This window comes from Glaciecola sp. KUL10, assembly GCF_003203515.1.
Lineage (GTDB): Bacteria > Pseudomonadota > Gammaproteobacteria > Enterobacterales > Alteromonadaceae > Glaciecola.
Genome location: NZ_BGNG01000004.1, coordinates 149,998 through 162,251 on the forward strand (window position 1 = coordinate 149,998; position 12,254 = coordinate 162,251).

Annotated in this window: 9 protein-coding genes; 6 read left to right on the forward strand and 3 right to left on the reverse strand. The window is 42.0% G+C overall.

What is annotated here, in order from left to right:
• Positions 1 to 5: 5 nt before the first annotated feature.
• The 3 genes from KUL10_RS08795 to KUL10_RS08805 all read right to left on the reverse strand — a co-directional run bounded on the left by KUL10_RS08795 (position 6) and on the right by KUL10_RS08805 (position 5,857).
• Positions 6 to 851, reverse strand: coding sequence for a YHYH protein (locus KUL10_RS08795; protein WP_110428547.1), 846 nt, complete (start codon positions 849 to 851; stop codon positions 6 to 8).
• Between the two features lie 162 nt (positions 852 to 1,013).
• On the reverse strand, positions 1,014 to 5,381 hold the full coding sequence (locus tag KUL10_RS08800) for a DEAD/DEAH box helicase (protein WP_110428548.1): 4,368 nt from the start codon (positions 5,379 to 5,381) through the stop codon (positions 1,014 to 1,016).
• Between the two features lie 11 nt (positions 5,382 to 5,392).
• Positions 5,393 to 5,857, reverse strand: coding sequence for a hypothetical protein (locus tag KUL10_RS08805; RefSeq protein WP_146216768.1), 465 nt, complete (start codon positions 5,855 to 5,857; stop codon positions 5,393 to 5,395).
• A 332-nt stretch (positions 5,858 to 6,189) separates the two neighbouring features.
• Between KUL10_RS08805 and KUL10_RS08810 the strand changes: the two genes are divergently transcribed.
• The 6 genes from KUL10_RS08810 (at position 6,190) to KUL10_RS08835 (ending at position 12,239) form a co-directional block, all read left to right on the forward strand.
• A complete protein-coding gene (locus KUL10_RS08810) occupies positions 6,190 to 7,647 on the forward strand; it encodes a RimK family protein (protein ID WP_110428550.1) in 1,458 nt (485 codons plus the stop codon).
• Positions 7,648 to 8,853, forward strand: coding sequence for a GNAT family N-acetyltransferase/peptidase C39 family protein (locus tag KUL10_RS08815; RefSeq protein ID WP_233499763.1), 1,206 nt, complete (start codon positions 7,648 to 7,650; stop codon positions 8,851 to 8,853).
• 1 nt (position 8,854) lies between these two features.
• Entirely contained in the window at positions 8,855 to 9,661 is an 807-nt protein-coding gene (locus tag KUL10_RS08820; protein ID WP_110428551.1) for an RMD1 family protein, read from the forward strand.
• Between the two features lie 101 nt (positions 9,662 to 9,762).
• The gene (locus KUL10_RS08825) at positions 9,763 to 10,266 is read left to right on the forward strand and encodes a hypothetical protein (protein ID WP_110428552.1); all 504 of its coding nucleotides are present in this window, start codon (positions 9,763 to 9,765) and stop codon (positions 10,264 to 10,266) included.
• On the forward strand, positions 10,256 to 10,708 hold the full coding sequence (locus tag KUL10_RS08830; protein WP_110428553.1) for a hypothetical protein: 453 nt from the start codon (positions 10,256 to 10,258) through the stop codon (positions 10,706 to 10,708). The genes KUL10_RS08825 and KUL10_RS08830 overlap by 11 nt, the downstream gene beginning before the upstream one ends.
• Before the next feature lie 76 nt (positions 10,709 to 10,784).
• Positions 10,785 to 12,239: a YdiU family protein gene (locus KUL10_RS08835; protein ID WP_110428554.1), complete on the forward strand. Its 1,455-nt coding sequence runs from the start codon at positions 10,785 to 10,787 to the stop codon at positions 12,237 to 12,239.
• The last annotated feature ends 15 nt before the right edge of the window (positions 12,240 to 12,254 follow it).

The following is a 12,254-nucleotide window of genomic DNA, read 5'->3' on the forward strand; positions in this document are numbered from 1 at the left end:
ACTTTTTAGTTTACGCCGTTTGGCGTTCCCTGAAAGTTGCCGGGAAAGATTAGATAGTTTTCTGCATTTAGGTATTGTTCGTTTGAAATATGATAATGGTATTCAGCGTCTTCAGGGTTTGAACCGGTATAAAGGGTATGGCTGACGTGACCATTAGATTCATCTAAGTCTGTCGGATAATCCACGGTTGAGAAGCAGCGGCGTCCAAAAATCAGAAAACCGTCAGACATGATACCCACCAACTTATCATCATCAAATGAAATGGCTTTAGGTTCTAAGTGGTAGTGATACGTTTGGGGACCAGTGTGTGCACCATTGCGGTCAAAACCATCAATTACGCCCGCCGAAACATCTCCATTACCTTCTGAATCGTTGAATATTGGAGTACCACTAATTGCAATACCTATTGCTCCTAAGGGTGTTGCGGATGACACAGTTGCAAGTTCAGGTTCAACTGGCACTGTTAGTTCAAACAAGTTTGAATAGTCTTCAATATCGCCAGGTGAGCGCCTTCGATCAAACAATTCAGAGTCTTCTGGTTCAACATATAGACCACTGGCATTTCCTGCATCCCAATAAGATGATGTATGGTCTGGTTTACCATCAGATTCCAATGTGACAAAACAACCGTCCTCAGAAAGTACTGCGGTCACGTTAGGGGCGGCGACAAAGTCTAGAAATGCGCTTGATAATTCAGTGACTGGGTTTGAGCATGCGCCAGTAGGTGATTCGTCATCTGCGATCGGTACTTCAGTGACATCGTCTACGGACTCATCGATTGTTGAATCTGAGCCACATGCGCTAAGTAGTAAAACTGTTGCCATAGCACTGAGATTAATTAGTCTAGCCATATCGTATCGCCTTTGAATGTACGCAGTTTGCGTTTAAAACAGTGGCTTTATGCTAACTAGGTGTTGTGCAGGGGAAGTGGATGAAATGTGCAGTAAATAAGGAGATTGATACTGTTTGTTTGTGATAGCTAAAACTTCGCAATGACGGATTAGCGCATTTTTTTAAAACTTTTCTTTTAACAACAACATCATATCATCGACTGATAATGAATTTGCGCTTTCATTACCAGCCAATACTTGGTCAGCCAAGTCACGTTTTTGCTTGTGTAAGGCCATGATTTTTTCTTCAATTGTATTTTGAGTAATCATGCGATAAATCGTGACGGGTCTAAGTTGTCCGATTCGGTGCGCGCGATCAGAGGCTTGGTCTTCTACCGCAGGGTTCCACCACGGATCCATATGAATAACATAATCGGCGGCTGTCAGATTTAAACCAAAACCACCCGCTTTTAAGCTAATCAGAAATACATCACCTTGACCATTTTGAAACGCATTGACGCTGGATTTTCGGTCTTTTTGAGGCGTTGAACCGTCTAGGTATTGATAGTTAATCTGCTTGCTTTCGATATGCGATTTGATGATTTGCAGATGTCCAACAAATTGGCTAAAGATTAACACCTTGTGATTGTTTGCAAGCAACTCGTTTAACAGCTCATCTAATGCCGCTAATTTGGCACTCGCCAATTCACTTTCTTCAAATACTAGCTTGGGATGACAGCAGGCTTGTCTGAGTTTGGTTAGCTCTGCGAGCATTTTGATGCGTTGTTCAGCTTTATTTGACTGTAAGCCTGCTTGTTCAATTGCTTCAACTGCGTTTAGCCGCAATGCCTCATAAAAGGCTTGCTGTTTTGTGTCTAGGCTAATGTTTAAGCTAATCTCGGTTCGCGACGGTAACTCTTTGAGTACTTGGCTTTTCAAGCGACGTAACATAAACGGTTGAATCAGCGTTTTTAGGCCTTGCCTTGCTTGATTGGCGGCGAGTCGGTCTTCTTTTTCATTGTTAATTGGGTGAATAAAGCGTTCGGTAAATGCTCTCAGGTTACCTAGCAAGCCAGGGTTGATGATCCTAAACAGACTCCATAATTCAGTGAGGTCATTTTCAATAGGGGTGCCAGTGGTGATCATTTTAAAGTCAGCTTTTAGCTGATATGCGGCTTTTGTGCGTTTGCTTAATGGATTTTTAAGTGCTTGTGCTTCATCGGCGACTAGCGTTTGCCAATGTGTTTGTGCAAGCAACTCGCTTTCTCGTTGAAGCAAACCATAACTAACGATTAAACAGTCAAAGGCTTGTAGATTTTCCAGTAAGTCTGTGCGCGCTTCTGTGCCTGTTGCTTCATTAAATAGCTTTACCTTTAAGGTTGGCGCGAAGGTAGATATCTCCTGTTGCCAGTTAAAACACACTGACGTTGGCGCAAGGATCAAACTTGGGCCTTGCTCGGCTCTTGCCAAAATAACCGCCATTGCTTGCAGCGTTTTTCCAAGCCCCATGTCATCGGCAAGACAAGCACCTGCGCCCCAATGTGCAAGTCGCATCGCCCAGTCAAACCCTGTTTTTTGGTAGTCTCTTAGTTCTGCTTTTAATGTAGAAGGTAACTTAGGTTCAATTTGATTGGCTTCTTGCATTAACTGGCGTTGCTTTTCCCATGCGTGAATGGTCTTCATGCGCATGCCAGTGGTCGCTTGTTCGACATGCAAGCCAGCAAGAGGATGAAACTTATCATCTTCTAATGCGTGATTTAGGGTCGCTAATTGCTCTTTTAAACTGGTCGTTAATGCGAGTACTCGGTGTTCATCAAGCTCAATAAACCTGCCATTGCTTGTACTAATAAGCTTAAGTAACTCTCTGAGGCTAATCACTTCATCATTATTGATTTGCAAGTGCCCAGTCATTTCAAACCACTCACTGCGTTTTGCGGTGGCAAGTTGCATATCAGCTGGACTAAGCGCTTTACTCAAGTTAATTGACTTACCCGATGGCCATCTTAGTTTAAGTGGGAATGAATTGACGGCCTGTGCCGCTTGCAACTGTTCTAAAGTTTCAAGTGCCTGTTGCAAATCGGCTTGATGTAACTCGTTGCTTGCGGTTGCTAAAAAGTTGGGGCAGGCTTTATCTAGCGCATCTAGTAATTGCTGTTCGTTGACCAAATCTCGATGCGTTGCTACCCGCTTTCCGTTAATTTGAGCCGTGAGACTGGCATTGCCAATACCTGGCGTAAATATCGCACCTTCTTCTCCGAAAGGCATAATGTGGCAATGAAAGCTTAAACCCGTTTCAAATGGTTTAATGTTGATGATCAGGTTGGGATCGCATTCGACGGTGGCGAGTCCTGTGTCTATTTCAGCAATATCTGATTGAATATTTAATAAAGGCGCGATGGCCGAAATACCCTGAAGTGCACGTTGTTTAGCTTCAATGGGCACTAATAAACCTTCTTCTCCGAGCACTTTTGCTACTTGAATATGTGATTTATTAAACACGCAAAGTTGATATTCGCGTGGTCCAGTTTCTATCACTCTGTAATGCGTGTCTTCTTTTGAAAACGCAGGACTGATAGACAGACTCAAACACAAAAAAGTATCTTGCTCGCTGACGATGAGTTCAGGTTCAATTTTGCTGAGCTTTATCGGCGTTGATAAGTCATTGGCTAGATATAAGTTATCGATATCGCAGGCGGCTTGTAAAGCGCTTAAGCCTGACAAACTGTATTCGTTCTTACCGTAATAATAAGCTTGTGTTTCTTGAATTGCTTGGCAGATTTTTTTGTCGGTCTCGCTTAGGTAACTCAGTTGCTCGTATTCTTCATACAAGCGTTTAAGCGCGATCACACGCCCCTTGCTCCATGCACTTTTACTTTGTTTCTGTTCGCGTGCAACTAATTTGTCTTCGAAACTACGGTGATGAAGTTCCCAAATCAAACGTTGGGCAGATGGCTTCTGACTTGAGTTAGTTGGCAAATTTGCTTGGGGGGCTAGGGCCAATAATTTATCGAGTGCGTTTTCCCACGCCTCGCGTTTTTCAATCAGTTGGGTAATGTTGACGAGTGTGTTTTTTGACGAGGATTCTAACTTAGTTGTTAGAGGCGATTGCTGTCCAAAATCTGATGTCAGTATTTGCTCGCAGAACATAGCGATACAATGATGTTCAATTGATAAAAAGGCATCTTGAGTGTCGCTTGCAAGCTGTCGCATTTCATTGAGCTGTTCAAAGTCGAGCGTTGATTCTGTCCAAGTTGCGCGTAATAACTTAATAAAGCTAAGCAAATGATGCGTGAAGAAATCGACTTCATCGCTCATTTGTTGTTCGATATGGTATTTGAGATCTTCTGGGTTATCAAAAAATGCAGATGCTAGGGGTGATAGTGCTAAGCTGACTGTAAAGAAGTGGTCATAAACGTCTGGGTCTTTACCCTCAAGTTTGAGTTGTTGCAACGTGTGCTTTTTAACTTTATTGGCATCCAGTGTTTTGCCTTGCGCAAGTTTACTCGGATTGTCAGGGTCACTGTTTCTAATAAAGAGCTGTTTGGTATAAATCAGCAAGCAAAGCTTGTGAATAAACCCCAGCGTGCCGCCTAAGTATTCGTTTCGTTTTTTGCTAATCTGCTTTTGGGCTTTTAGTGCATCTTCAAAGTGAATATAGGCTTTTTCGATATCACCTGTTAAAAAGTGAAAAGTTGCTTTTAATTGCAGGCCATAACAACTTGTATCATAGGGGTTGTAAAGGGCTTCAAACTCATCAAGTTTAGCTTGATACAAATAGCACTCTAATAGGAGTTGTTTGCATAAGCTGTTTTCACCTTGTCCCTTTTTGATATGCACATCAACGACCTGCTGGAGCAGAGAGAGGGTGTAGGTGACATCAGAACTATCGTCTTTGGCATCTTCCATTTGCAGTCTTAACAAGGATGCAAACGCTGCGTACTGTACTTTGTGTGGCAGTGTGACAAAGTGCGTCAAATCAAAGGGTAAAAACAGCAGTTCAACCAGTATCTGTGTGCGATTGATATTCACCAAATGAGTGTTGGGATTTAACTGAAGTTGCCGCTCGAGCATGTCATATTCAGCAAAAAAGTGAAAATCACGTATAAATCGGGTTTCTTGCTCTTTAATTGCTTGGTAGTGATATGACTGAAGTCCGCCACTAATATGTTCAACTGCCATTAAGATATTGTCGAGCTTGGCCATGCCTTTGGCTTCACCCAATACCTCTAAGTGTTCTAATTCATGCGTCAATGCGGTGCAGATTAGACGATTAACGCGCAAGCCTTCACGCGTAATATCCAACATCGACTGTTTAACCAGTGTTTGTCGCTGTTGGCTGTCTAATTGATAGTGCTTAAACGTTTGTGTCAAAAAGCCAAAGTCGATAAGCGCTCTGATAAGCTTTTCAAAGCGTGCAATCCCGATCGGTTTATGTACGACTGACATAATGAGTAGACAAACTTGCTCGGCCTTGTCCAAAGACTTTACGCGCTTTATAAAGTGCGCGATATGTTTATTTGTATCGGCTTGGATAAGGTGAGAAAGGCTCATTGAATTTGGACTTACTCGATAATTTCGACGTGAGGCAGGTAGGTCTTGATATAACGATGCATCGAACTGATAAAGCCTTTATCAAAATAGAAATTGGGTACTTTTCCATCGATATGATTGTAAGGCAGTGAAACGTGTCCATAATCTTTAAAGTTGTTAATACTGATTCTCGTGACGTTTTCTAAAGGGAGTTTGTGTTTGATAAATTTTAGTTCGGTATCTAGTGCTTGAAAATAATTAAATGGGTCTGGGGTGTATGCTTCACGCCCGATAGTGTTTGGCACTGGCTTTTGAAAAAAAGTCAAAATTGACAGAAAAAAAAGTGCAACAAAGCCTGAAAAATAATTACTTTCGGAAAGTATATAAACATCGTAGAAAAATAAGGCTAAGGAAAAAAATCCCAACAGAAGGTACAATTTTTGCCCTTTTGTTCGGGTGTTTAAAAATTCCTTTAGATTATCCGCCTTGGTCATCATGCATTCCTTGGTTTACTGCTACTTTGCGTTTTTTGATATCAACACGGTTCAATAATATCAAAGTATTAAACTGCGGTGAAATTACTTACGCAAAAACGCGGTTACTACGAAGAGTCGTCATTACCACGAAAATGGTAACCTCCTTGGAACCCAACATTATCAGCAACAAAGAAACATCATTACCATCAACAAAATAAAATGTCCTTAAAGAGCAAAATAATTCATCAAAATCGCCACCTTATTTGATTGCTAGTTCCACACTTTGAGCCTATATTTCGCGCAAATTTCACCCTTGTTTTATTGGTATAAAACAGGATTTGGACGCGACAAAAATGAACACTTTGATTGTTGTAGATAGCATTGATGAAATGCCAGATGTTGATTTGCCAGCGACGGTAATTGACTTTGAAACCTATCTTGCTGATTACCCTAAATTAGGGGAGCGGAAGACGCGTGTTATTAACTTATGCGAAAGCAGCAAGTACTTGAGCAAGGGGTACTATTGTTCTTTACTAGCAGAAGCAAGGCAGCACAAAGTCTTACCTAGCGTGAATACAATTAATGACTTGATCATTGAAAGCGACGACCAGTCTTTGCAAGTGGCTACTTTGACTCTGCCTAAATCATTGAGTGATCAAGTAATAGAGGGTGCGAGCTGTGAGGTATTCTTTGGTCTTACCTTTGATGGTGCGTTCAAAGGCATTGCAAAATTTGCTTTTGAACACTTTGCGTCTCCTTGTCTGCAGATCCTTGTTCACAAGCAAGCTAATGCAAGCACGTTGATCGTGAAGCCTCTAGATTGGCGGGATGTAACTGCTAAAGCGCGCGACTTTTTTGGCAAAGCCTTACAAAGTCATATTCAAAAAACATGGATAAAACGTACGATGAAAAAGTCTACGCGTTGGGACATGGCTATTTTGTGTAACGATTCGGAAGCGACGCCACCTAGCGATAAAAAAGCCATTAAACACTTTGTACAGGCCGCGAAAAAAGTGGGGATCAATGCGCAAGTTATCGACAGCAACCAAGCCGCTAACATTAGCCATTTTGATGCTCTATTTATTCGCGAGACTACAGCGATCAATCATCCTACTTATCACTTGGCCCGCAAAGCTGAGCGAGAAGGTTTAGTGGTGATTGACGATGCAAATAGCATTTTAAAGTGCTGTAACAAGGTGTTTTTGCAAGACGCGTTTAGCTATCACAAAGTCCCTGTTCCTAAAAGTGACTTTGTTTATGAAAGCTCGCTTGAAACCTGTGTGTCGTTGTCTGAAAAGTTTGGCTTTCCGATGGTGTTAAAGCTACCAGAAAGCTCTTTTTCTTTGGGGGTGTATAAGGTCAATGACCTTGATGAACTGCAAACTCGCTTGAATGAAATGCTTGCTCAATCAGCCTTGGTATTGGTTCAAGAGTACATTTTTACTGAATTTGACTGGCGCATTGGTGTGCTTAACGGAAAACCAATTTATGCCTGTCGTTACTTTATGGCGCGAGGGCATTGGCAAATCTATAACCACGCCTCTAGTAAAGACAGTTCGGGTGGGTTTGATACCTTGCCGACTTTTGAAGTGCCTAAATCTGTTTTAGATGCGGCTATCAAGGCGAGTGGGATCATAGGCAAGGGCTTATATGGGGTTGATATTAAACAGGCCAACGGCAAGGTTTACGTCATCGAGGTCAATGATAACCCCAGTATTGAGTCAAAAATTGAAGACAAATATTTAGGTAAAGAGCTTTATATGATCATTATGCAGGAGTTTGTTAATCGCCTTGAAGCGAGGATTCGATAGGTGACTGCTAGCTTAGCGGAGCGCGTTGACAGCATGAATTCGGACGCTGTGGAATATCGCCTTGCCAATTTGTCGGACATCGCATCGCTTGTTGCGCTTGAAACTAAGTGTTTTGAAAGTGACCGCTTGTCAAAGCGTCGATTCAAGCATTGGGTGCAAGCTAGTAACGGCATTTTTGTGATTGCGCAAAGTCATGAATTTATTTGCGGCTATGGTTTGGTGATATTGCGAAAAGCAACGCGCTCAGCACGTTTATACTCCTTAGCTATTGATAGCGAATATCGTGGTCAAGGTATTGCCAGTGACTTGCTTGCACATTTAGAACAGCTAGCGCTTTCAAAGCAAAGGCTTTTTATGCGCTTAGAAGTTGCTGAAACCAACATGACAGCGATTGCCCTTTACAAGCGTTTGGGATACCGACAATTTGGCATTTACAAGCACTATTACCAAGATGGAACCCATGCATTAAGGCTTCAAAAATCATTACATCCAGATGCTGTCCAAGCTCGCTTGCCTGCATACCCTTGGTATCAGCAATCTACTGATTTTAGCTGTGGCCCTGCAGCTTTAATGATGGCGCTTAAATCTTTAGAGCCATCATTAAAGTGTTCGGTCGAACAAGAATTAGATATATGGCGGCAGGCAAACACGGTTTTTATGACCTCTGGGCACGCAGGTTGCCATCCAGTTGGTTTGGCCTTGGCGGCCAAAGAGCTGGGTGTTGAAGCGGAGGTTTTCGTAAACCAAACATCTGATTTATTTATTGACGGTGTGCGCAGCGGGCATAAAAAGTCGATTTTACAAGTTGTCGATAATCAGTTTTTTGAGCGCGCCAAGCAATATCAAATCGAGGTGCACAATCGCGAGTATCAACTGGAAGATATCGCTGATGCATTGGCAAATGGACATGCGGTTATTTGCTTAATTAGCACTTACCAGTTTGATCACAAAAAAGCACCTCATTGGGTCGCAATTACCCATATTGACCAGACGTTTTTATATTTTCATGACCCTGATGCGAGTTTTGAGGGCATAAGCGCTGATTCATCATTGTTGGAAGAACAAAGCTTGTACCAAACTAGTGAGTTGGACTATCAACACGTGCCGATTATAAAAGAAGACTTTGCCAAACTTTCTATTTTCGGAAAGAGCAAATTAAAAACATGCCTTGTGATTAAGCGCATGGCATTAGAAAAGGAGCTGTAAAATGAGTTTCTTCGACAAGCAAATCGCCATTATCGATTTTGCCGATAAATTAGATTTAAAACGTGTGCAAAAGCAGTTTGCAAGACGCTATATGGTTCAGCAATACAGAGATGCTTTGCACATCGATATGCCAAAAGGCCAAATGTTTGCTTTTAACTATGGTGTTGTCGTGTTTTGGGGTGTTAACCCCGATAAAAAGGCAGAGTACTTAAAAGAACTCAAAACATTAGCGCTTAAAGTACATGATGATCAGATTGATACTTACGAATTTCAAAAAGCTGAAACATCAAGTGCCCAAATCCTTGTCGTTAATGACACGCTAAGCATACCCGATTATCAAACCAATACTTTATTGGCCTTGAGTCATGCATTTGCACAATCTGCAAAGCTTCAGCACTATGAAGAGATTGCCGAAAAAACGATTAGCAGCAACCAGCATCTCACAAAGATGCTAGCCAAGACAGGCAAAATAGCGCTTAACAGAAAACAGTTGGCAATGTTACGGGGAGAGTTGTTTCAAACAAAAACCGATATTCTGTTGCACTACAACTTACTAGATACACCTGAATATTTTTGGGATTTTCCAGCATTTGAACATTTGTATACAGCACTAGGTAAGTACCTTGAACTAAACCCGAGAATCGAAATTTTGAACTTGAAATTGCAGACCATTCAAGACCTATTTGACATGCTGGCGGCTGAGCAGAATCACAAACATTCTTCATTTTTGGAGTGGATCATCATTATTTTGATTGCGATCGAAATTGTTATTTTCTTTGGGGAATATTTTGGGGTGATTACTCACTAACTGAGTTTTAATTAAGCATTGATATAGCGATTGTTAGAATGGTCTAATTCGCTGAATAATATGTATAAATTCTAATTAATTGTGGTGAATAAGTGGCTTTCATGTCAAACAAACCAACTACACTTTGTGTGGTTATCACTATTCTAGCGATGTGCTACGCACGTGCATCGCTAGCCCAAAACGATGTATTTACGCAGCGTTTAGATTTACAAACTCGCGTTGACGATCGTTCTTCTCGAGATGTTCGATATCAATACCGTGTCAGGCATTATGCACAATACAAGTTTGATTCACTTTGGAGCGTCAATACCTTCGCGGTTACTGGCGATGACTTTGGTTCAAGTCACAACACTTTGGATGATGGTGCTGCCGATTACTTTTATCTGCGCAGATTATATTTGCGTCGTGAGACAGACAACGGCAAGACTGAAATAGGGATTATCCCCACTTATAAAGGACGAGTATCTTCTTCTGGTTTATCGAAAGATGGCTGGATCAAGGGCTTAAGGCAGGTAAGTAATTTGCAAAATGGACGGATAGAACTAACTGGTGCTTGGTCAGCTCAAATCAGTCAATGCCAAAAGCGCTTTAGATTTGCCAAGTAAGGCGGATTACTTTGAACTTGAATATTCAGGTGATTTATCGGAAAAATGGAGCTTTGAAGTCAGCGCAGAACGCATGACTCAATCCAATTTTTTACGAAGTGAGTTGCGGCATCAATGGTCAGAAAACAGCACATTATTTGCTGAAATCGTCACAAAGCTCGACAGTGGACGACTCAAAACTGTAATGGGTGCAGAAGGAGAGTGGACTATCAGCAAATACCCTTTGGAGTATTTTGCACACTTCTCCTACGTATCTGATGGATTTGGGCCGCGGGCTGAACTAACCGAAGACTTCTTGGGCACTGGCCCCGGTTTTTCTGGTGAACTCAGTGGAACCCTAATGCCGAGTATCTTGGGCGAGCAAACAAACTGGTTTGTTCGTTACGATGCGATTGAAGATAGAACGCGTTTGTTAGCAGGATTGAGTTGGTCATGGCGATGAGTGATATCTAAATTTGACAACAAACCTTGTGCAAACCACTATCACAAACAATTAACCCTTGAGTGTATTTTAATAAATGTCATCAAAAATTGGCTTTCAACAATCATTTGTAAATTCGCTGCCAGATTGCTATGTCGACGCCGAAGCGCTTCGCTTTGCAGATCCACAATTAGTTTATTTTAACCAACAATACGCAAATGAATTAAAGGCGAGTTGGCCTGAGAGTGATGCAGAGTTGGCAAAGCTATTCGCAGGCCAACAATTACCTGAAGATGCCAAACCTATAGCTCAAGCCTATGCAGGCCACCAGTTTGGACACTTCAATCCCCAGTTAGGCGATGGGCGAGCTATGATACTGGGTGAATTGGAATTAGACAGTGGTAAACTTACTGAGCTAGATTTAAAAGGCTCAGGACCGACCCCATTTTCTCGCGGCGGCGATGGCAAGGCTGCACTTGGCCCGATGCTACGAGAAGTACTTATAGCAGAGGCAATGCATGCCTTGAATATTCCAAGCACGCGTTCACTTGCCGTGGTCAGTACAGGCGAAGTTGTGTATCGAGATCCACCTCAGCCCGGTGCGGTACTAGCAAGAACAGCAAGCAGTCATATTAGAATCGGAACTTTCCAGTTTTTCGCCGCGCGTGACCAATATGACGTGGTCGAAAAACTGGTTCAGTTTTGTATTCAGCGCCACTACCCTCATCTATTAAGTTCTGCAACACCTGCATTGTCTTTACTTGATGCTGTTATTGATGCTCAAGCAAAACTTGTTGCGAGCTGGATGGGTGTAGGCTTTATCCATGGCGTAATGAATACGGATAATATGCTCATCAGTGCAGAAACTATCGATTTTGGTCCGTGTGCATTTATGGATACTTATGACCCAAATACGGTGTTTAGTTCAATAGATAGAAACAGTCGCTATGCCTATAGCAATCAACCGGGCGTAACGCTATGGAACATCTCGCGCCTCGCTGAAACTTTACTTCCACTTATTGATGAAGACAAAGAAAAAGCAATCGAACTAGCGACTAAGGTGGTTCAGAGTTTCTCCGAAAAATACGAGCTAGCGATTCGAATCAAAATGAGCGAAAAACTAGGCTTATCAGCGACAGCGTCTGACAGTGAGCTAGATGGAGTAATAAAGGAATGGTATGAGCTTTTGCAAACACAAGGTGTCGATTGGACGCTGGCACATTGGCATCTAGAGCAACACATCAAAAGCAAAGACAAACATTTATTTAAACTGTTTAAAGACGAAACAAAGCTTAATGATTGGCTTAGTAAAAGGGAGAGATTGACGATGAGTAAATTTGAATCGTTCAATGAAGTAAACCCAGCAGTTATCCCGCGAAATCATTTGGTTGAAGAGGCATTGGATGCTGCGACGATAAAAAGCGATTTTTCGCCCTTTTATGCTTTATTAGAGAATCTACAAACCCCTTTTAATTTGCCAAACGATCTCAAGTATTTATATCCCGCAGATACGAAGTTTAACGATGGCTATGTGACGTATTGCGGTACTTGAATACCGCTAGGTGGC

Excerpts from the sequence above, each read along its gene's own strand:
- KUL10_RS08805 (WP_146216768.1), bottom strand. The coding sequence starts at position 5,857 with ATGATGACCAAGGCGGATAATCTAAAGGAATTTTTAAACACCCGAACA.
- KUL10_RS08825 (WP_110428552.1), top strand. The coding sequence starts at position 9,763 with ATGTCAAACAAACCAACTACACTTTGTGTGGTTATCACTATTCTAGCG.
- KUL10_RS08820 (WP_110428551.1), top strand. The coding sequence starts at position 8,855 with ATGAGTTTCTTCGACAAGCAAATCGCCATTATCGATTTTGCCGATAAA.
- KUL10_RS08835 (WP_110428554.1), top strand. The coding sequence starts at position 10,785 with ATGTCATCAAAAATTGGCTTTCAACAATCATTTGTAAATTCGCTGCCA.
- KUL10_RS08800 (WP_110428548.1), bottom strand. The coding sequence starts at position 5,381 with ATGAGCCTTTCTCACCTTATCCAAGCCGATACAAATAAACATATCGCG.
- KUL10_RS08810 (WP_110428550.1), top strand. The coding sequence starts at position 6,190 with ATGAACACTTTGATTGTTGTAGATAGCATTGATGAAATGCCAGATGTT.
- KUL10_RS08795 (WP_110428547.1), bottom strand. The coding sequence starts at position 851 with ATGGCTAGACTAATTAATCTCAGTGCTATGGCAACAGTTTTACTACTT.